This is a genomic window from Sodalis glossinidius str. 'morsitans' (assembly GCF_000010085.1).
GTDB classification, from domain to species: Bacteria; Pseudomonadota; Gammaproteobacteria; order Enterobacterales; family Enterobacteriaceae; genus Sodalis; species Sodalis glossinidius.
Genome location: NC_007712.1, coordinates 2,498,340 through 2,518,146, shown reverse-complemented (window position 1 = coordinate 2,518,146; position 19,807 = coordinate 2,498,340). Strand labels below are relative to the sequence as shown.

Here is a 19,807-nt window from a genome sequence, read left to right as displayed (position 1 = left end):
ACACCGGCCGCTTCCGCGCGCGTTACCCCAGCAAATGCTCCCATCCGACGTCGTGATGCGCTGAGGGTTTCCGGTCGTGCCGCCGCGTCTGGCCAGTCATCCCACTGCCATTGACTGGCGGCGCGGGCCCCGTATCAGGGGGCCCGCGCGTGGGGACGCCAAAGGCTCAGGCGTGCAGCGCCGCAGGCAAACGTCTGTGCGTGTGTAGCGAGGTTGTCCTTTTTGGGGAGGTGGTGCTCGTCGCGCCTACGGCGGCGCCGTTAGCCGTAACCTTTGCCCAGCCTCTCACCCTAGGCTCATTCCTTTCCGTATAGCCGGCGACCCGCGGGTAATGTCGGCAAAAAAAGCGGACGAGGTTACGGTTTTCGCTACAATAGCCGCACGCCGTGACGTCACGAGACAGGGAAAAGTAAAGGTAAACCACCGATGAAAAGACTGCAAAACGAAACTCAACGCGCTGGTGAATCGCGGGCTGGAGCGGTATCTGCGGCTGGCGGGGACCGGTTTAAGCCGCAGCGGTAAAACCGCGTTTATCACCTCGCTGGTAAATCAATTGCTCATAGCTAACCATGGTGCGCGGCTGCCCTTGTTCAACGTTGTCCGCGACGCGCGGTTATTAGGCGTGCGGCGAGTGCCGCAGCGTAACCTGGGGTTATCGCACTTTACGTATGATGAAGGTATCGCCGTGCTGAGCGGCTCGCCCCCGCCTGGCCAGTGCCGACCCGCGGCGTCAGTGAAATGCGGCTGGCGCTTCGCTATCGTTCGCGGGATGCGTTGTGGCGGCACATTAAAGACACTGGTACGCTGTATCTGGAAATTGTCGATTATCCTGGAGAATGGCTGCTGGACTTGCCTATGCTGGAGCAGGATTATCTTAGCTGGTCGCGGCAAATGTTAGTTTTGCTACAGGAGGAGCGGGCAACCTGGGCTGCGCCGTGGCTTTCACGCTGCGCCGGCCGACGAGCGGGTGTTGGCGGCCATCGCCCAGGACTACACCGACTATCTGATGCGCGCTAAAGCCGCTGGGCTGCATTTTATCCAACCGGGCCGTTTTGTGCTCCCCGGCGAGATGGCCGGCGCTCCGGCGCTGCAGTTTTTCCCCTGGCCGCAACGCGAGGACAGGGAGGAAGGGCAGCTGGCCCAGGCCGATAAACGCAGCAACATCGGGATGTTGCGCGAACGCTATCGCTACTATTGCCAACAGGTCGTGAAAGGCTTTTACAAACAGCATTTCAGCGGCTTCGACCGGCAAATCGTGCTGGTAGATTGCCTGGCGGCGCTTAATCACGGCCCCGACGCTTTCAACGATATGCGCCTGGCATTGACGCAGTTAATGCGCAGCTTTCATTACTGCAAGCGCAGCCTGTATCGCCGCCTGTTTTCCCCCTGTATTGATAAGCTGATGTTTGCCGCGAGCAAAGCGGATCATGTCACCGCGGATCAGCACGCTAATCTGGTAGCGCTATTACAGCAGTTGGTGAAAGACTCCTGGCAGAATGCCGCCTTTGAGGGCATCAGTATGGATTGCGAGGGTGGCGGCAATTCAGTCCACTCTCAATGGCGTGGTGATGCACCAGGGGCAAAGCCTGCAGGCACTCAAAGGGGACCGGCTGGAGGATGGCGCGCCGCTGACATTTTATCCGGGCGAAGTGCTGGCACGTCTGCCAGGCCCCGCTTTTTGGCAACGGCAGCGCTTTCAGTTCGAGGCCTTTCGTCCTCAGGCGCGGGAAACTGACGCGCCGTTGCCGCATATTCGCATCGATGCGGTCATCGAATTCTTGCTGGGGGATAAATTGCGATGACCGATCCTATCCGACCGCGTATCGATTTCGACTCGGCATTGGATATGCCTGCCGAGCCGCCCCTGCGCGCCGCCAGGCACTTTACCGATGACGTCGGCGAAGCGTTTATACCGCAGCCGACGGAGGCACAAGAGGACGACAGTGGCAAGCCGGAAGCGCTGATTACCTATGCCTTGACGCCGAAACGCAGCCTGTGGCGGCGAATGGTGGTGGCGGGCGCAGGTCTGTTGCTACTGAGTAGCGTTGCGCAAGGCATCGGCGCCTTCGTCAGCGCCTGGCAACACCAGCAATGGTTCAGCCTGGGCGCGCTGACGGCGGGGGGCATCTTCGTACTGGCGGGCGTCGGCGCGATAGGTAGTGAATGGCGCCGGCTCTACCGGTTGCGCGAGAGGGTGGCGCAGCGCGATCGGGCGGCCGACTTGCTGAAAAGCCATGCCTTGGGCGAGGGGCGGGCGTTTTGCCAGCAGCTTGCCGCCCAGGCGGGAATCGGCGCCGACCATCCCGCGCTACAGCGCTGGCAGGCCGCGTTGCATGATAGCCAAAGCGACCGGGAAGTCCTGGCGCTGTATGCCAGAATTGTACAGCCGGTTGTTGACCGCCAGGTACGATTCACCATCAGCCGGTTTGAGGCGGAATCGACGCTGCTGGTGGCCGTGAGCCCGCTGGCGCTGGTGGATATGAGCTTTATCGCCTGGCGTAATTTCCGCTTGGTTAACCGCATTGCCGCGCTGTACGGCATTGATCTGGGCTACTTTAGCCGCATCCGCCTGTTCCGTATGGTGCTAGTCAATATTGCCTTTGCCGGTATCAGCGAATGGGTACGGGAAATCGGCATGGACTTGGTATCCCAAGACCTGACGGCTCGCCTGTCCGCTCGCGCTGCGCAGGGGATGGGGCGGGGCTGTTGACGGCCCGGCTGGGACTGAAGGCGATGGAGCTGTGCCGGCCTCTGCCATGGCTGCCGGGGGAAAAACCCCGCCTGGGCTAGTTCCGACGCGAATTATTGGGTCAGTTGAAAATGGCGCTGGACAAGCGTCGGTCCACCTGCTGGAGTTGAATGGACGCTTTACTGTCCATACTGTCAACTTTTTGTGACAGACAGCTTCAACCGCGGTGCAATGGCCAGTATGATATGCCCCAGATACCCTGATCGCTTGAGCGAGGCAATACATGCGTTTGGAAGTAGTTTGTCAGGACCGTTTGGGTCTGGTGCGGGAGTTATTGGATTTGTTGGTCTCCCGCTCAATCGACTTACGCGGCATCGAAATTACCCCCACCGGCCGTGTTTATCTTAATTGTACGCCGCTGGAATTTGATCTTTTTCGTTCGCTTATGGCGGAAATTCGCCGCATAGAGGGCGTTACCGATGTGCGGACCGTGGCTTTTATGCCCACCGAACGCGACTCCCGCGCCATGCAGGCAATACTGTCCGCCATGCCGGAAGCCGTGTTGTCCATCGACCTGAAAGGCCGGATCGCGTTATCCAATCCGGCGGCCGCTCTGCTGTTTAATGCCAGCGGGGAGAAATTACTCGGCCAATCTTTGTCGGCGCTGGTCGGCGGGTTTGATTTCAATCGCTGGCTGGAAGATGCCCTGCCGCAGCCGGCCGCTGAACGGGTGGTGATTCAAGGCCAGGATTTCCTGCTGGATATCACGCCCGTACAACTGCCCGGGGACGATGGTCATACCGCCACCGTCGGAGGGGTCGTGATGTTGAAATCGGCATTGTGCATGGACCGGCAATTGAAAGACCATTCGGTCAACGACGACAACGCGTTCAGCCATCTGCTGGCGAGCAGCGAGCGTATGCGCCAGGTCATCAACAATGCCCGCAAGTTGGCGATGCTCGACGCACCGCTGCTGATTATCGGCGAGACCGGTACCGGTAAAGATCTTCTGTCGCACGCCTGCCATCTGCGCAGCGCCCGTGGACGTCAGCCCTTTTTGGCGCTCAATTGCGCCGCCTTGCCCGACGAAGTGGCCGAAAGCGAACTGTTTGGCCACGCCGCGGGCGCTTATCCCAACGCGCTTGAGAGTAAAAAAGGCTTTTTTGAACAGGCGGACGGCGGGTCGGTGTTGCTGGACGAAATCGCGGAAATGTCCCCGCGTATGCAAAATAAATTACTCCGCTTTCTCAATGACGGCACGTTCCGGCGGGTTGGGGAAGACAAAGAGATGCACGTCGACGTACGGGTCATCTGCGCCACACAGAAGAATTTGCTGGAACTGGTGCGGGACGGCCATTTTCGCGAGGATCTGTATTATCGTCTGAACGTACTTACCCTGGCAATCCCGCCGTTGCGCGATCGCCCCGAAGATATCATGCCGTTAACGTCGCTGTTTGTTGCCCGCTTCTGCGACGAGCAAGGCGTTACCCGACCACAATTGGCGCCGGATCTGGCCGCCAAATTAACGCGTTACCCCTGGCCGGGTAACGTACGGCAGCTGAAAAATGCTCTGTACCGGGCAATGGCCCAGCGTGAAGGGCCGGCATTGAGCGCTGTGGACATCGATTTACCCGACTTTGGCCAGGCGCTGCCGCTGACGGATGACTTGCTTGACGGCTCGCTTGATGACATCAGCAAACGGTTCGAGCGTTCGGTGCTAACGCGCCTTTACCGTGCCTATCCCAGTACCCGTAAATTGGCGAAACGGCTGGGGGTTTCCCATACCGCCATTGCCAATAAATTACGTGAATACGGTTTAAACGGTAAAAAAACGGATGATGACACCACGGTCTAACCTGCTGGCGTCGCCGTTCAGCCGGCAGCGCCGCCGCCGGCCAGCTTACTTTGACGAAAGCGGCGTTTTGGGCTCAGGCCTGCAGCGCGGCGAGCGCGGCATCATAATCCGGCTCTGAGGCTATCTCGCTGACCCGTTGGCTGTAAATGACGGTGTCGTGTTCATCCAGCACAACCACCGCGCGTGCCGCCAGGCCTTTCATCGGGCCTGCGTCAATGGCGACGCCATAATGCTGCCGGAATTGCGGATCGCGCAGGGTGGAAAGGGCGACGACTTTTTCCAACCCTTCAGCGCCGCAGAAGCGTTTTTGTGCAAACGGCAGGTCGGCCGAAATACAGAGCACTAGGGTATTGTCGAGCTGGCCTGCCAGCTGATTGAATTTACGCACGGAGGTGGCGCAGGTACCGGTATCGACGCTGGGGAAGATATTGAGAACCTTGCGTTTACCACTAAAACTTTTCAAGGTGACATCGGACAAATTGGTGCCGACCAGTAAAAAATCCGGGGCCTTGGTTCCCAGCGTTAAAAACGTCCCGGCTACGGTGACAGGTTGCCCTTTCAAGGTGATAGTCTGAGACATGAATCGCATCCTTTTTGGTGAAGTGTACAAGTCATTAACAGAATAAGCTTAATTACCCCGAAATACGAAATTTCTTCTCTTTGCTGCCGAAAGGCGTCCTATTACCGCTATACTTTTGATTTAACGCTGATTGATCCGAGGATGCCCGATGAGAGTAATGCGTTTTTATCCGCAGGCCTGGCCGCTGCGAACGCCGTTCGTCATCGCGCTCGGAGAGAGTACTGAAGCTCGGGTGGTAGTGGTGGACATCGAGCAGGACGGGCTGCACGGTATCGGCGAATGTACCCCCTATCCGCGCTATGGTGAAACCGAGGCCTACGTCATCTGCCAGATTAACAGTGTTCTGCACGGTATTGAGCAGGGGGTAAGTCGGGACGTCTTGCTGCAATTGCTGCCCGCCGGTGCTGCCCGCAACGCCATCGACAGCGCGCTATGGGACCTGGAGCGGCAGGCCGCCGGGCAAACGTTGGCGGAATATGCGGGCGTCGCGCTGCCGACGCGGATTGCCATGGCGCAGACCCTGGGTATTGATGAACCAAGACGATGGCGGAGGCTGCGCGACGCTGCTGGGAGCAGGGAGCGCGTTTACTCAAGGTCAAACTGGACGACCATCTATTAACCGAATGCATGGTGGCCATTCGTGCGGCGGTGCCGCAAGCCACGTTGATTGTGGAATCCAATGAGTCCTGGCAGCCGGAAGGGTTGGCGACGCGCTGCCAGTTGCTCGCGGATTTGGGGGTGGCGCTGCTGGAGCAACCGCTGCCCGCGGAACATGACGCGGCGCTGCAACATTTTATCCATCCTCTACCCATCTGCGCCGATGAAAGTTGCCATACGCGCGGCCAATTGGCCCTGCTGCAGGGCAGTTATGAAATGATTAATATCAAGCTGGACAAAACCGGTGGCCTCACCGAGGCGCTCCTGCTGGCGCAGCGGGCGCGCGCTTAGCGCTGCGGCGGTATAGGTTAATAGTGCCACCATTGCATCAAGATAATCAAGGGTAGCCGCATTGGCTGAAATGACCAGTAATCGACGGTAATGCACGGCAGCCCGCGATCGCTGCACCAACTGCCTAACGATCCTGGCGTCGGGTATCCTACGCTCGCTACCAGAGGCAGGTGGGACGTCTGCGCCAAATGGTGCGCCAGCGGGGCGACGCCGGCGCCTGCTCGATACAGGCCAGCGGTTCGTGAAAACTGACGATCCAGGCGAGACGCAGTTCGTCAATCAGTTGGCACAACGCCTGCGTTTCTGGCTCAGAGCTCGCTTTATCGCCGGTTGCGAGCGCCACATTCCGTGCCTCCGCCGCGCTGTTCCAACGATGCACCGTCTCGCCGCTCCGCCGCCGGAAAATTGCGGTTGAGATCCACCCCGCGGGCGTTGGCGCGCAGGCCGAAACGGCAGCCGTCCGGATTCACGGCCAGTATGAGATGATGGCGCAGCGCGCCGGGATCAATCGTGCGCAGGGCACAGGAGAGAGCGGTCACGCTTGCGGTATCATCGCCGTGCGTGCCGGCGATGATAAGCCCGCAGGCTGCCGCCGGAAGCGTCGCAGGGTGATAAAGCAACGGCGCGCCCAGCACTGATGTGCCATAAGATTGTCCCAACGATGGCAAGGCGCCGCGCTAGGATAGGGGCCGAAAGGATTGCATACTGTTTCCCGCCAGAAAATAATCAGTTATATTAACAGCGAACACTTTACCGAAAAATGTCCCGCAGTGTTAGTTTCCGCAGGGTATTTTGCCCGAACGCCGATGGGGTTAGCCCGGAATCGGCCATAGCGCTAAGGAACACTTTATGCCGCGTTTTCCGTTTGCAGTTTGCGCCTTCCTGCTCGCCGCTGTTAGCGGCACCCCGCACGCCGCCACGATACCCCCCGGTACTGTGCTGGCGGAAGTACAACATGTTGTACGCCATATTAAAGACGAGCCTTCCTCACTGGATCCGATTAAAGCCGTCGGTTTGGTTGAGGCGCAGGTTGATCGCGATCTGTTTGAAGGGCTGGTCAATCAGGACGCCACGGGTAAGACAATTCCCGGTGTGGCGCTGAGCTGGCAGACCAGCGACAACCAGAGTTTTGTGTTTCACCTGCGGCGTGACGCGCGTTGGTCGAATGGGCAGCCGGTAACGGCGCAGGATTTTGTTTACAGCTGGCGCCGGCTCGTTGACCCCGCCAATCATTCCACCTTTTCCTGGTTTGCCGAGCTCACGGGTCTGAAAAATGCCGCTGATATTATCGCCAGCAAGGTGCCCGCTGAGCAATTGGGCGTTAGCGCGCCGGACGATTACACGCTGAAAGTGGCGCTGGATAAACCGGTGCCGTATTTCGTCAGCTTGACCGCTAATTTCAGCCTGTTCCCGGTGAACCGCGCCACGGTGGAACGCTTCGGTCAGGAATGGACACGCGTCGGTAATCTGGTTGGCAACGGCGCGTTTGTTCTCAGTCAGCGGGTGGTTAATGAGAAACTGGTCCTTACCCCAAATCCTCATTATTGGGATCATAAGCATACAGTGCTGACGCAGGTCACCTTCGTGCCGATAAGCGCCGAATCTGCCGCGCTTAACCGCTATATGGCCAACGATATAGACATTACCGAATCGTTTCCCAAAGACCGTTACCGGCAGTTATTGCAACAGATCCCCGATCAGGTATACACGCCGGACCAGCTGGGGACCTATTATTATGCCTTCAATATCCGGCGGGGGCCCACTCAAGACGTACGGGTGCGCAAAGCGCTGTCCTACGCTATTGACCGGCGGATCATCGCCGGCAAAGTGGTCGGCTCTGGCGAAAAACCGGCCTGGCATTTTACCCCTGACGTAACGGTCGGCTTCACGCCCGCGGCTAGTTATTTGCAGCAGCATAGCCAGCAAGAGCTGGATGCCCAGGCGCGGGCCCTGATGCAGGCCGCCGGTTACGGACCGAATAAACCGTTGACCCTTACCCTGCTGTACAACACGTCGGAAAGTAATCAGAAGATCGCTATTGCCGTGGCGTCGATGTGGAAAAAAACTCTGGGCGTCAATGTCAAATTGGTCAATCAGGAATGGAAAACCTATATCGATAGCCGCAATACCGGTAATTTTGACGTGGTGCGAGCATCGTGGATCGGCGATTACAACGAGCCTTCCACCTTTTTATCGCTGCTGATCTCAACCCATAGCGGTAACATCGCCAAGTTTAGTGATCCCGCCTACGATAAGCTGTTACAGAAGGCCAGTCGGGAAACGCAGCCGCAGCGGCTGAGTGAAGATTACAATAAAGCAGAGACCATGATTGCCGAGCAGGCCCCAATTGCGCCGATTTATCAGTTCACCAATGGCCGCCTGATTAAGCCTTGGCTGAAAGGGTATCCGATCATCACCAACCCGGAAGACTTGTCCTACAGTCAGACGCTCTATGTGGTGAAACATTGACGGTCAGGCGAGCAGGCCGTGTCGTTGGCGCGGGGCGCGGCGTTTAATCTGTCACCCTGCCGTGAGCCGTTGGCAGCGGCACTGCACATCCGGGGCGCCGTCGCGCTCTGGATGACGCACTTTTGCGACATTTGCTACCAGGCAAACCACCAAATAGTCTGCTCAGCCCTCAGCCCTCAGCCCTCAGCCCTCAGCCCTCAGCCCTCAGCCCTCAGCCCTCAGCCCTCAGCCCTCAGCCAAAGCGCTGATTCCGTATCATTTACCCTAGCTGCTATTGCGTACGCCTGTTAAGGTGGGCAAGTCGCCGGTGATAGAGAGGGAGAGGTCATGCGTCCTTTCTGACTGACTGCGAACGGTGATTATTTAAACAACTCGCGGCGGATGCCATTAGAGAAGAATGAAGGTAATGGGTATACATACCAGCAACGAGTACACCACTTTGAACAGATAGTTTGGCAGGATGTAATGCAGCATTTCGCCCAGCGTCATGCGGGTTGCAAAGAACATCATGATCCAGATTATCGAGTTTTGGTGACAGGAAAATGGCTATCAGTAGCGACGATACAAATAAAGTGAACAGTACAATGAATATGGTGAACTCTATTATAGCGGTTCAAATCCAGCGGGCTTAACGAGCATGAAACCAGAATGGTATGACGATCGTGGGTAGAAAAAAATCGATGAGATGATTTCTAACCAGGTTGTCGGCGCTGTCGCGAAAAATATGGCCCCTTTTTTACTCGGTAACTAATATTATTAGCTATTTTTTATAAAATCATTTTATCAAATCCTTTATTCAATATAATCAAAAAAAACACAACTCGACCCAGTACTGTGCAATTATTCATATCGGGCTCCTGGGGCGTATGATGAATCCAGCGAATTGACGTAATATCATCGATACGCGTTGAAAGGGTTAGCGCACTGCCGTCGCGCAGCAAAAAAAGCCCGCTGCCTTTGAGTTTTTCATTAATTACGGCTACGGCTAAGGCTGAGTTTGCAAATATTTCATTAGGTGGTATTTGTACGCCGTAAAGACCGTCAGAATGCGGCAGCCGCGCTATCTCAGGTAATTATGATTTTTATATAACATTTCTTCTGATTCATTGTGTACAAATTTATACAACGGTACTTCAACCAAATGCTTATTATCATCAATATTGGGATCGCCATAGTCGTTAAGTAACCATTCAGGCCGTACCCGGAGCGCTTCAGCAATGCTGATAAGATGCTTGTGCGGACGAGCGATGTAGCCGGATAATAAATTAGACATATAACCATTTGACACACCGATTATTCGGGCCAGTTCAGCAGCGTTGAAACCGCGGGCGAAAAGGGCTTCTTTTAAACGATCATTAAATTGTTCCGTCATAAATAGGACCACCGATTAACCAGTTTATAGTAATAATGTTGTTAGGCGAAGAGAATAAACCTTGCCATGTCCTTGAAAGTTTCATTAATTTCATCAAGCTTTATCGTTTCAATGACCATCAGGCCACCTTGAAACGATAACATTTAGGTGCGTGCATTAGAATGAATAAAATTAAATAATTACTAATTTACTTATTTAATAATAAGGATAATTGAGCTCGGGGCGATAGTTATTCACCGTGATTATTTTATGAAACGAGCGACGACTTTCAATCAATTATTTAACGGTGCCAACCGCAGCGTCAGCCGGCGGCATTGCGAGTTATCCGCGCGCCCGCGTTCCGGCCTGTTATTACGACTCCACTGTGACATTTCAGGAGTAGCTGTCATGGCGATTGCAACCTCTATCGATTTTCTCCGCCGCTGCATCGTTTGGCCAGGCCGCCCAAGCGGCGATGATACTGCCCTGCGCCGACTGGCTCCAGAGTATGCCTGGCGCGCTAGATTGCACGGCACCGCAGTACCGCCGGCAGGCGAGCGTCTGCCGTTACGCTGCGTTTTTACCCGGGCATTCGCCCCTCAGGGGGCGCCTGGACCGTTGGGAATGTGGCGACGTCAGCCTGGGGAGGTCCGCTATGGATAAGCGATTGCCGACGCTTATTGACCTGTTGGTCGCCAGGAAAGTGCGTTTCTTTTTCACGCCCGACGGGATTTTGGTGGTGAGAGGCCATCTGGATTTACGCGGCAGCGGCATCGCCCAATTGCCGGAACGTTTGGTGGTGGCCGGCTCTTTATTGCTGACCGGCTGTCCACTCAGGCAATTACCCGGCATGCTTAGCGTCGGTGAGGTGCTGGATTTAAAAGATACGTCGGTAACGGCGTTGCCTTCGGGGCTGACCGTCGGCGGCCCTTTATTTCTGGAAAACACACCGCTGCGCGAACTGGCGGCCCACAGCCGTTTCGAGGATTCCCTTGATTTGGAAAGTACGCCTGTCTCCACGCTGCCCGTCGGGCTAAAGGTAAACGGTTATCTTAATATTCGCGGGACGGCGATAGCCCATCTACCGCCGGATTTGCAACTCAGCGGGCCTTTACTGCTGGATGCCCACCGTATCCGCAGCCCGCTGGCCTGGCGCCGCGTAACGCTGCCGTCGTGGCAGCCGGCGGAGGGAGAAGACTGGGGCGCGGTGGAGGAAGATGTCCAACTGGTCATTTTCGCCGTGCGGTTGGCGGGGGAAATAAAAATTTCCGCCGGCGGTTTTTACGGTAGCCCCGCGGCGCTGGTCCGAAGCGGTATCGGCGCACCGTTGTTGCCGGCAGCGCAGGATTGCCTGCGTGAACTGGCAGGACGGGAGGAGGCCTTATCATCCTGATCTCACCTGTGTGAAAATGGTTATACTGGAGCCTACTCATGGTTAACAAAGGTGCGGAATGTTGGATCTGTCAGAGGAGAACACGCTTAATTTTTCTGAAATCGTTTACGCCGGGCAGCTTGACGGGCAGGGTGGAATGATGCCGATTGAGGATAAGGCCATCGCCGATTGCGGTGGCACCTGCTGGCTCCATTTAGACGTGGAGCACCGGGCAGTGCCGACTGGCTCAACCGCTCGCCCTTGATTCCCGATCCGGTGCGCGAAGCCTTGGCCGGCAACAGCATACCAGCGAATTCATTGAAGAATTGCATGACAAGATCATCGCTCTGGAAAACGATCTGCTGGATCAGCAAATCCCGCCCCGCGGCCAGCTTTCGCATTTGCGCAAGCAGTTGATTGTCCTGCGACGCTACATGACGCCGCAGCGGGATGTTTTTTCCCGGCTGGCCAGTGAACATCTTCCCTGGATGACGGACGATGGCCGTCGGCGGATGCAGGATATTGCGGACCGTCTAGGACGCGGGCTGGACGACATCGACGGCGCGATTGCGCGCACTGCCGTGGTCGCCGATGAAATAAACTCGTTGATGGCGGAGGCCATCAACCGACGCAGCTATACCATGTCGCTTATGGCAATGATATTTTTGCCGACCACGTTCCTGACCGGGCTGTTTGGCGTAAACCTGGGGGACATTCCGGGTAATAGCGAGCGCTATAGGTTTGCGCTATTTTGCCTGGTGTTAGTGATAGGGGGTGTTGCCTGGTGGTTAAAACAGCGTAGATGGTTATAGTTATGGGCGCCGTGCAAGCGGATGTGACGTCTTTTTGGCTCCAAAATTGAGCAATATCAATAATAGTGATCGCAATATGAGGCATGATCACTTCCGCAGGTGAATGCAACGTCAAGCGATGGGCGTATTGTCTTACTTTCTTTTTGAATTATTGCATAGCGTATTTAATTCAGATGATGCCGGGTGAATAGCACGGCATTTTTTTATCTGCACCCGCCATCACCGCGAACCAGAAGCGGTAATCCCGACCCCTATGGCCTGTCTCCCGCTTGTTGTGACGCGTAATGTTTACTACGCTTTAAGAGAGCACGCCGTGAAAGCCATGGCGGCAGCCGGTGCAAGCCGGCCTTTAGCGTCACGCCGTTAGCTATGGCGCGTCAACCCTGTGACGCATAGAAAGAAAGAGGAAGCACAATGATGAACCAGTCCTGCACGGCCCGCAGCGCAATTATCTGCTACCGAATGAGCATTCCGACTGATCCTATCCCCAACGATCCGCCGCCGCATCTTTTCTAATGCTACCAGGGGGGATGTCTTGTTGCTAGGGGGATGACAGGCGCTCCCGCGATGCGCGCCTGGGGCCCCGTTAACGCCTTGCGCTGCTGCGTAGGCGGGGCCGACTGAGCGTATTCAGCGCAGTTTGAGCACGTCCAATTGTCATTCCGTGACGACACGGGCAGGTCATCATCCATCAGATCTTGCCAGCCTGCCGGCTGAGCAGGAAAGGATTCACGATCAAAGGCGATATCCCCGCCGTCCACCACCGCGCTGCCTTGCATCAGACCTTTGAAATCAAACAAATGCGTGTCGCTCAGATGCGAAGGCACTACGTTTTGCATCGCGCGAAACAGCGTCTCGCTGCGGCCGGGGTAGCGTTTATCCCAGTCACGCAACATATCGCCGATAACCTGGCGCTGCAGATTGGGTTGCGATCCGCATAGATTGCACGGAATAATGGGAAACTGCCGCGCCTGCGCGAAACGGGCAATGTCCTTTTCGCGACAATAGGCCAGGGGCCGGATGACTATGTGCTTGCCGTCATCGCTCATCAGCTTGGGCGGCATCCCTTTTAACTTGCCGCCGTAGAACATATTCAGAAACAGCGTTTGCAAAATATCGTCCTGATGGTGGCCGAGCGCTATCCGCGTGGCGCCCAGTTCCGTGGCCGTGCGGTAAAGAATCCCCCGCCGCAGGCGCGAGCACAGCGAGCAGGTAGTTTTACCTTCGGGGATTTTGTCTTTGACAATGTGATAGGTGTCTTCGGTGACGATATGGTATTCCACCCCCTGCGCCGCGAGATATTCAGGCAATACGTGCGCCGGAAAGCCAGGCTGTTTCTGGTCCAGATTGACGGCGACCAGAGAGAAATTGACCGGCGCGCTTTGCTGCAAATTGCGCAAAATTTCAAGCAGGGTATAGCTGTCCTTGCCGCCGGAGAGACAGACCATGATGCGATCGCCTTCCTCAATCATGGCGTAATCGGCGATGGCCTGACCGACGTGGCGCCGCAGGCGCTTTTGAAGTTTGTTAATGTTGTATTGCTGCTTTTGCATGACCACGGCGTTCTTTGCCTTCCTCATAACGTTGCGCGCGCCAGATGCTCAATCTGCGCGCAATGACCGGCGTATGGTACGGATTGTACGCGATAATGCCAACGTCGACAGGCAAAATTTCAGCAGCTGCACGGATATTTTGTCCACTCCCATTAATCGCTATGTTAGTAACCCTGTCACCGGGGTGGCAGCGTAGAGACAGGCGTGATATCTCAGCCGACGCGGCAGGAGGGCTGCGGCATAGCGCCTTGGAGACCCGGTGATGTCATGCGGGCGTAACGGTTTGAGTACCATTGCGGGCTGGGCGTCCGATGACGCGACACATTCAGGTGACTACGGCCAGCTGTCAATCAGGAAAGCACGAACGTGGAGGGGACTATGTTCAAGGCAGAGACGCACCCATCGGAGAGTTCAGATCAAACACCGGCCTTTGCCGCGAAACTGACGGCCAGGATGATGTTAAGCCACGTCATACCTGATGACATCAGCGCTGAGAAGAAAGACAAATGGCAACGGGGCAAATACCTGGCTTTGTTGAGATTGATGGCGGTCAGCAACCGTCATATCGGAAGGTTGGAATTACCGCATATTGTGATAAATCAGATGGACTTACCCGCCGGGTTTAATCTCACCGCCGCCAATCTACGTCGAAGCACATTCAAACGGGTCAGTATGATGGAGGTGAGATTGAGTCAAAGCGACCTCAGCCCCGCGAATTTGGCCCATTGTCAAATGAAGCGGGCCGATCTGCGCCACGCCACGCTGTATTTTACCCAATTGGATAATACCTGTTTGGACAGAGCCGACTTGCGCCATGCGAATTTGATTCAGGCGCAACTGGACCATGCTGTCCTTAATGGCGCCAAATTGAGGTATGTGGATTTAAGTGGCGCCCATCTGAGAAATGTCGATCTGAGCGGTGCCTGCCTCCGACATGCCAATCTGCGCGATACTTGTCTTAACAATGCTAATCTTAGCGGTGCCAAGATAAGCCTTGACAGTATTAGCGAGACTAATTTCAAAGGCGCCATCATTGACAGGGAAATCACGTTGGATTTGTCGGCCGGCTGGAGCCGGTACACCATTGATATTTATTTAGGTGCTGGCGATCGCCTTGGGCACGGTGTTCTCCAGGAGATAGACAGTCTTAACTCGCTGTATCGATCGCTAAAGATTGCGTTGTTGCGGCAAATTATGGATTCTCTACAGCAGACCAGCAATTCTTTGACGTCGGTTGCCCCCTCGCTGTTGACTATCTTGTCCAGTACACCCTATTACGATGAACCGGATATTGCCCACTGGTTACAAGAGATTTGCTCGCAATTTATCGGCACCTACGACAGGATTATGCGCCGGCAACGACAAGACGTTTTGCGGATGATGCTCGATACCTTCAGCCGTTACCCGGAAATAATGATTGACCATAATGCCGCGTTTATTCAGACTATCGCTCAGGTTATCTATGCATGCCCAAACACGACTTCGGCGCAGCAGGCGAAAATACTGTATGCGCTTTACCTCAACGAAAGCCGGATAGCACTTTACGTACTGAAGGTTGAGCGAGAAAAATATTACAGACGTCATGGCACGCTTATATTTGAATCCTGCCCTGAATAGGCTATTTATGGCCACCACGAAACAGGCCTATTCAAGCGTCAAATTAGTCAGTCTGGAAAAACAGCTGGCAATAAGCGAATTATGGGCGAACCGGGTGTATCAGTTCGACGCCAACGGCAAGGTGGTGCTTCACTATCGCCTGGGCGTAGTCTCCGTCAACCAGCGTTGGCCACCTCAGCCTGTTTGTTCAACCACGCGTTGAACGGACTGCCATGGCGCGTGACAAAATCGGCTAACACGCTGGCAAATTCGGCGCCGTGGTTTGGTTGACGTAATGCTTTAGCCATTGCGAACAAGATTGTGCGCCGCTCAGGATCGCTGTCTAAATAGTCAAAAACGAAGTAGGGCCAGACATAGAGTCGATCCGTATGCCCGTTTGCCGAATAGATATCAATGTCGACGATTTCGTCCAAACTCGGGCGCATATAGACAGGGGCTCGCTGCAGCGTTGCCATGGCCAGCGCGCGATTTTTACCGCTGAGAAATTCCGCCAACCCTTCTTGCCAAAAAGTGATGCGCTCAGGCGACAGATAAGTGTTATTGCCGTAACATATAAATCTACCATCGAGGTAATGCACGATTTCATGAAGGAAATTTTCGATTTCGCCGTCCCGGCAATAAACATATACCCGCGGCTGGTTACGCGGATCCTGGGGTTGGCCCTCGATATAGATACCGCCGTTATTGGTATCAATACGGAAAGGGTAATGGCCGTAGCGCTCATAGTGCGCTCTATCCGACAGGACGATAATGTCGAGCGGGCGGGAAATATCATCCGCGACAGGCGTCATGCCAAAAAGCGAGCAAAATTTATTGATAAGACTTTGCATACCTACGGTTATCCGTTGTTGCGCCGCCGGGTCAATTTTGTGCTGTGATAACATCCGACCGCCTAAGGGGAGCGGGATGGCATAGGGAAGAACGTCGCTCTCTTTGAGGAGTTTGAACAAGCCGTGAAAGGCGTAAGCGGGATAGTCTTCAGGATATCGCCCGGTATCTTCCACATACTTCAGCAACACCCCGCGAATGTCTTCACGCAGCGAACAGTGCGCCGGCAAGTTTTGATAGGGCCGCATCCATTCCGCCAGCATCTGGTCGTGCTGCGCCAGCAACGCACTGTAGCCATTGGGATGGTAAAACTTCTCCCTGACGGTCATGGCGGTAAACGCATTCACTGCACGACGCAGGTGATCCAGCGCGTATGTATTCTGCGGTGATGCCGAGGCAAGCGCCAACGATTGTGTAATGGACTGGCTTATCATGGCTTGCAGCTGTGTTTGCTTCCGAGACAAAAAGCGGCTGTCGCGGCTAGGGTTTGGGACGTAAGAAATCAGGTCGCAGAGCAAGCTAAAACAGCAATAACAGGTGTAATCACCGATGCGCCGGGACGGATCTAACAGAAGAAAGCGAATTAATTTGACCAAGGCGGGCGAGTTCTTCTTAAGGTGGTTCGCTTTCGGTTGCTGCCGCATTTTTTCAGCCAGCGCGGTTAACCAGGTTTCGGTCAGCGTCATCATCGCGGGGTCTTGCCCCGCCGTGCGCGGGACTTCAGCGGCCAGATAGCTGCCGAGACGGGACAACGCACCGCTTGCGGCCTTGCGTGCCTGAGCAAGCGTGGGTGAAGGGGAGACGTTATCTTTGACGCGTTTATAGTCGCTTTCAATGTACTTGGTCAATAGACGCAGCGCGGTGATATCTTTGTCGGGTTTCTTAAGGTCTTCTTCGAGCATTTGCGCCGTCAGGAGCAGCTTTTGCGGGCTATGGCCATAGCTCGTCTTCAAGAACAGCTCCTTATTATTGCGCAGATCCTTCATCAGCTGTTCACGGTCTACCTGGCTTGGGCTGGCAACGCTTTTTTCCGTTGCTTTTGCCGTACCGCTCTCGTCTAAAGTGGACAATGACCGCGTTGTCCGATAGTGGATGCGTGGTTCCCAATGTGCGGTGGCCGGCGACGGGGGGGTCTCGCTGGTTGCAACCGAAGACGAGACTATATTGGTCGTTGGCGATGATGGCGCTGGGGATGAGTTCGACGTCGAGAATTGTTTGCTGGCCATAGCGTTATTTGACGCGAGCGTTGCCTGAAAGTACATGCATTCTCCTGAAGGTGTTAAAGGGTAAATGAAAGCGACCCGCGCCTGACGACATTGTCCGACGTCAAGTTGTTCACGTCGGCAAGTAATTGGTATCGATTATAAAGTCGAGGTGCCCGCAACCCGGGCGTGAGCCGGTCTGTGTCGCTAACGTAACGATCGGTTTCCCTATTCAGAAGAGCAAGGGTTACTGTTGCCATGGTGCCGGCGCCTTGCAGGTTCCACTGGGTGACTTATTCCTTCAACGATTTCTGTTGCCTGCCAGCAGCAATTTTATCGGCCTCACGAGCTTGATAAGCCACATTGGGGACCGATTAAGGAAATGAAAACGCGCGGTGGGGAATGTAAAGCGGCAATGGCCCGATGCCAAGCTGGCGGAATGGATGCCAGCGCCTGGGGAACCCTGCGGGCGCGACGGGAGGAGAAAGCGTTTTCATCCGGCGGCGCGCGGGTGGGAGAGCGGTGTGGACCCCCACCTGCGCGCGTGATAACCGTTCAGTGAATGTCGCGGCGTCAACCGGAGGTTTCCGCCTTACCGGCCATACGCGCCAGGAAATCATATTTCTGTTTCAGCTCCTTCTCTGCTGCCTGATACAACGCGTTGGCGACGTCCGGCTGCTGGGTATTGAGCCGGCGGAAGCGTTATTCGTTAAGCAGCGTGGCGGTAAGATCGCTTGAGGGCGGCCGGGAATCCAACGCCAGCGGCACTTTGCCTTCTTCGCTGCGACGGGGATCGAAGCGGTAAAGCGGCCAGAAGCCGGTGGCGGTCAATTGACGCATCTGATCATGGCTCAACGCCAGATCATAACCATGTTCTTCGCAGGGGCTGTAGGCGATGATTAACGACGGCCCCGGATATGCTTCCGCTTCCTGGATGGCCTTAACCGTCTGATTTAACTGTGCGCCTAATGAAATCTGCGCCACATAGACATGACCGTACATCATCATGCTTACGCCAAGATCTTTGCGTGCCTTGCGCTTGCCCTGTTCGCCAAACTGGCGCCACCTGCAGCACATATTTCTGACCGCGCATATCGCGCGCCTTCACATCCAAAGACGCCAGGCCCGCCGGCGCGTTTTCCAGCGCCTCGGGCGCGACGACTTTGGCGCGAATGGCGGCGTGAGGACAGGCCGCGACGCAGTGGTTGCATTGGGTACATAGCGACGGCTGCCACAGCGGTATTTTCTCGGCAATATTACGTTTTTCCCACCGCGTGGTCCCCATGGGCCAACTGACGTCCGGGGGGAGCACAGAAATGGGCAGGGAGTCGCCCAAACCGGCGAGCATGGTGGCGGTCAAGACTTTGACGAAATCCGGCGCCGCGTCGGAAACGACAGGCGGCCGCACGAGACTCGCGCCATCGACCGGCTGCAGTGGTACGTTAAATAACGCTTCGCGCGTTGCCGCGAGCGCTTGCCAGTTGCGCTCAACCAGCTCTTGTCCTTTGCTGCTGTAGCTTTTGGCTACCGCCTGTTGCAGAGCGTTGAACGCCACGTCTGGGGGTAAAATCCCCGATAGCTGGAAAAAAACCATCTGCATGACGGTATTGATGCGCGCACCGAGCCGGCATTCGCGGGCGATCTGCTGGGCATTGATAACATAAAAGCGCTCCTGGCGTTCATTGAGCAGCGCTTGCACTTCTTGCGGCAGCCGCGCCCAGATGTCATCGGCGCCGTAAGGTGTATTCATCAGGAAAATACTGCCGGGGCGCAGACGTTCCACCATTTGATATTTATCGATAAATTGCGACTGGTGGCAGCCGACAAAGTCCGCCTGGCCCACCAAATAGGCCGAATTGATCGGTTTTTCGCTGACCCGCAGATGGGAAACGGTTAACCCCCCCGCCTTTTTCGAGTCGTAAACGAAATAGCCTTGGGCAAAGAGTGGCGTACCGTTACCGATGATCTTGATGGAGTTCTTGTTGCTGAAACCGACCCATCGCTGCCCAAACCGTAAAATAGCGCTTCCAGCCGGGACTGGCGCGGCAGCGTTGCCTCGGGCAGCGGAAGTGAAAGGTGGGTGACGTCATCATAAATACCGACGGTGAAACGCGGTCGCGGCGTCGCAAGCGTAAGCTCGTGGAACACCGCTAGCACGCAGGGCGGATCGAACTCTTTCGACGACAGCCCAAAGCGGCCGCCGATGGTTCGCGGCAGAGTGTCGCGCTCACCACGGCTATAGGCTTCCGCCAGTGCGGTCATCACGTCGAGATACAGCGGTTCCGCTTGGCTCCCGGCTCTTTGGTCCGATCGAGCACCGCAATGGCTCGGGCTGTCTTTGGAATGAACGCCAGCAGATGGCGGGCGGAGAAGGGACGAAACAGCCGCACTTTAGACCACGCCGACCTTTTCACCGCGGGTCAGCAATGTATCAATTACCTCCTCACAGGTGCCGGCGGCGAAGGCGTCCATTGGCGCTAGTATAGCAGCACACATCCTGGGGGATTTTAGCTTTTGTGTGATGCCTACCG

At 55.7% G+C, this 19,807-nt stretch carries 13 protein-coding genes and 6 pseudogenes; 12 read left to right on the top strand and 7 right to left on the bottom strand.

The window, feature by feature from the left end; translation table 11 throughout:
• The first annotated feature begins 426 nt into the window (after positions 1 to 426).
• The 3 genes and pseudogenes from SGP1_RS13280 (at position 427) to tyrR (ending at position 4,544) form a co-directional block, all read left to right on the top strand.
• Positions 427 to 1,802, top strand: a pseudogene (locus SGP1_RS13280) (YcjX family protein).
• A pseudogene (locus tag SGP1_RS13275) lies at positions 1,799 to 2,790 on the top strand (YcjF family protein). Before SGP1_RS13280 ends, SGP1_RS13275 begins: the two co-directional pseudogenes overlap by 4 nt.
• A gap of 182 nt (positions 2,791 to 2,972) precedes the next feature.
• A complete protein-coding gene (gene tyrR, locus SGP1_RS13270) occupies positions 2,973 to 4,544 on the top strand; it encodes a transcriptional regulator TyrR (protein WP_011411319.1) in 1,572 nt (523 codons plus the stop codon).
• A gap of 73 nt (positions 4,545 to 4,617) precedes the next feature.
• On the opposite strand, the gene tpx is transcribed toward tyrR, so the two are convergent.
• Positions 4,618 to 5,124 carry a thiol peroxidase gene (gene tpx / locus SGP1_RS13265; protein ID WP_011411318.1) on the bottom strand — a complete coding sequence of 169 codons (507 nt, stop codon included), beginning with the start codon at positions 5,122 to 5,124 and terminating at the stop codon, positions 4,618 to 4,620.
• 148 nt (positions 5,125 to 5,272) lie between these two features.
• On the opposite strand from tpx, the pseudogene ycjG reads away from it, so the two are divergent.
• Positions 5,273 to 6,066, top strand: a pseudogene (ycjG, locus tag SGP1_RS27550) (L-Ala-D/L-Glu epimerase); the annotation flags it as partial.
• 18 nt (positions 6,067 to 6,084) lie between these two features.
• On the opposite strand, the pseudogene mpaA reads toward ycjG, so the two are convergent.
• A pseudogene (gene mpaA / locus SGP1_RS27545) lies at positions 6,085 to 6,740 on the bottom strand (murein tripeptide amidase MpaA); the annotation flags it as partial.
• Between the two features lie 181 nt (positions 6,741 to 6,921).
• Between mpaA and SGP1_RS13250 the strand changes: the two are divergent.
• On the top strand, positions 6,922 to 8,541 hold the full coding sequence (locus SGP1_RS13250; protein WP_011411317.1) for a peptide ABC transporter substrate-binding protein: 1,620 nt from the start codon (positions 6,922 to 6,924) through the stop codon (positions 8,539 to 8,541).
• Between the two features lie 387 nt (positions 8,542 to 8,928).
• Here the strand turns inward: SGP1_RS13250 and SGP1_RS35170 are convergent, their stop codons facing one another.
• Both SGP1_RS35170 and SGP1_RS13245 read right to left on the bottom strand, forming a co-directional pair.
• Positions 8,929 to 9,051 (bottom strand): hypothetical protein, encoded by a 123-nt coding sequence (locus SGP1_RS35170; protein ID WP_279379385.1) that lies wholly within the window; start codon positions 9,049 to 9,051, stop codon positions 8,929 to 8,931.
• A gap of 550 nt (positions 9,052 to 9,601) precedes the next feature.
• On the bottom strand, positions 9,602 to 9,913 hold the full coding sequence (locus tag SGP1_RS13245) for a helix-turn-helix domain-containing protein (RefSeq protein WP_041866993.1): 312 nt from the start codon (positions 9,911 to 9,913) through the stop codon (positions 9,602 to 9,604).
• A gap of 387 nt (positions 9,914 to 10,300) precedes the next feature.
• Between SGP1_RS13245 and SGP1_RS29780 the strand changes: the two genes are divergently transcribed.
• From SGP1_RS29780 to zntB, 3 genes and pseudogenes are all read left to right on the top strand, one after another.
• Positions 10,301 to 10,555, top strand: a complete 255-nt coding sequence (locus SGP1_RS29780; protein ID WP_148203502.1) for a hypothetical protein — start codon at positions 10,301 to 10,303, stop codon at positions 10,553 to 10,555.
• Entirely contained in the window at positions 10,548 to 11,285 is a 738-nt protein-coding gene (locus SGP1_RS24215) for a hypothetical protein (RefSeq protein WP_148203501.1), read from the top strand. Before SGP1_RS29780 ends, SGP1_RS24215 begins: the two co-directional genes overlap by 8 nt.
• A gap of 61 nt (positions 11,286 to 11,346) precedes the next feature.
• A pseudogene (zntB, locus tag SGP1_RS13235) lies at positions 11,347 to 12,076 on the top strand (zinc transporter ZntB).
• A 518-nt stretch (positions 12,077 to 12,594) separates the two neighbouring features.
• Here zntB and ttcA read toward each other — a convergent pair.
• Positions 12,595 to 13,656 carry a tRNA 2-thiocytidine(32) synthetase TtcA gene (gene ttcA / locus SGP1_RS13230; protein WP_011411315.1) on the bottom strand — a complete coding sequence of 354 codons (1,062 nt, stop codon included), beginning with the start codon at positions 13,654 to 13,656 and terminating at the stop codon, positions 12,595 to 12,597.
• Between the two features lie 351 nt (positions 13,657 to 14,007).
• Between ttcA and SGP1_RS24205 the strand changes: the two genes are divergently transcribed.
• Positions 14,008 to 15,246: a pentapeptide repeat-containing protein gene (locus SGP1_RS24205; RefSeq protein ID WP_050747641.1), complete on the top strand. Its 1,239-nt coding sequence runs from the start codon at positions 14,008 to 14,010 to the stop codon at positions 15,244 to 15,246.
• Between the two features lie 7 nt (positions 15,247 to 15,253).
• The gene (locus tag SGP1_RS27540) at positions 15,254 to 15,448 is read left to right on the top strand and encodes a hypothetical protein (protein WP_158302389.1); all 195 of its coding nucleotides are present in this window, start codon (positions 15,254 to 15,256) and stop codon (positions 15,446 to 15,448) included.
• Here the strand turns inward: SGP1_RS27540 and SGP1_RS13220 are convergent.
• On the bottom strand, positions 15,402 to 17,144 hold the full coding sequence (locus tag SGP1_RS13220; RefSeq protein ID WP_158302388.1) for a collagenase: 1,743 nt from the start codon (positions 17,142 to 17,144) through the stop codon (positions 15,402 to 15,404). The two genes, SGP1_RS27540 and SGP1_RS13220, sit on opposite strands and share 47 nt — an antisense overlap.
• Before the next feature lie 22 nt (positions 17,145 to 17,166).
• On the opposite strand from SGP1_RS13220, the gene SGP1_RS30800 reads away from it, so the two are divergent.
• Together SGP1_RS30800 and SGP1_RS29775 are read left to right on the top strand one after the other, a co-directional pair.
• Positions 17,167 to 17,328 (top strand): hypothetical protein, encoded by a 162-nt coding sequence (locus SGP1_RS30800; protein ID WP_158302387.1) that lies wholly within the window; start codon positions 17,167 to 17,169, stop codon positions 17,326 to 17,328.
• A gap of 330 nt (positions 17,329 to 17,658) precedes the next feature.
• A complete protein-coding gene (locus SGP1_RS29775; protein WP_148203500.1) occupies positions 17,659 to 17,838 on the top strand; it encodes a hypothetical protein in 180 nt (59 codons plus the stop codon).
• Positions 17,839 to 17,849: 11 nt separating this feature from the next.
• On the opposite strand, the pseudogene SGP1_RS25680 reads toward SGP1_RS29775, so the two are convergent.
• Positions 17,850 to 19,736: pseudogene (locus SGP1_RS25680) on the bottom strand (2-oxoacid:acceptor oxidoreductase family protein); the annotation flags it as partial.
• Between the last annotated feature and the right edge of the window lie 71 nt (positions 19,737 to 19,807).

What these genes read in the sequence shown, in the direction of transcription:
- ttcA (WP_011411315.1), bottom strand. Translation starts at nt 13,656, where the DNA reads ATGAGGAAGGCAAAGAACGCCGTGGTCATGCAAAAGCAGCAATACAAC.
- SGP1_RS27540 (WP_158302389.1), top strand. Translation starts at nt 15,254, where the DNA reads ATGGCCACCACGAAACAGGCCTATTCAAGCGTCAAATTAGTCAGTCTG.
- SGP1_RS13245 (WP_041866993.1), bottom strand. Translation starts at nt 9,913, where the DNA reads ATGACGGAACAATTTAATGATCGTTTAAAAGAAGCCCTTTTCGCCCGC.
- SGP1_RS35170 (WP_279379385.1), bottom strand. Translation starts at nt 9,051, where the DNA reads ATGATGTTCTTTGCAACCCGCATGACGCTGGGCGAAATGCTGCATTAC.
- SGP1_RS29780 (WP_148203502.1), top strand. Translation starts at nt 10,301, where the DNA reads ATGGCGATTGCAACCTCTATCGATTTTCTCCGCCGCTGCATCGTTTGG.
- SGP1_RS30800 (WP_158302387.1), top strand. Translation starts at nt 17,167, where the DNA reads ATGCGTGGTTCCCAATGTGCGGTGGCCGGCGACGGGGGGGTCTCGCTG.
- tyrR (WP_011411319.1), top strand. Translation starts at nt 2,973, where the DNA reads ATGCGTTTGGAAGTAGTTTGTCAGGACCGTTTGGGTCTGGTGCGGGAG.
- SGP1_RS29775 (WP_148203500.1), top strand. Translation starts at nt 17,659, where the DNA reads ATGAAAACGCGCGGTGGGGAATGTAAAGCGGCAATGGCCCGATGCCAA.
- SGP1_RS24215 (WP_148203501.1), top strand. Translation starts at nt 10,548, where the DNA reads ATGGATAAGCGATTGCCGACGCTTATTGACCTGTTGGTCGCCAGGAAA.
- SGP1_RS24205 (WP_050747641.1), top strand. Translation starts at nt 14,008, where the DNA reads ATGTTCAAGGCAGAGACGCACCCATCGGAGAGTTCAGATCAAACACCG.
- SGP1_RS13250 (WP_011411317.1), top strand. Translation starts at nt 6,922, where the DNA reads ATGCCGCGTTTTCCGTTTGCAGTTTGCGCCTTCCTGCTCGCCGCTGTT.
- tpx (WP_011411318.1), bottom strand. Translation starts at nt 5,124, where the DNA reads ATGTCTCAGACTATCACCTTGAAAGGGCAACCTGTCACCGTAGCCGGG.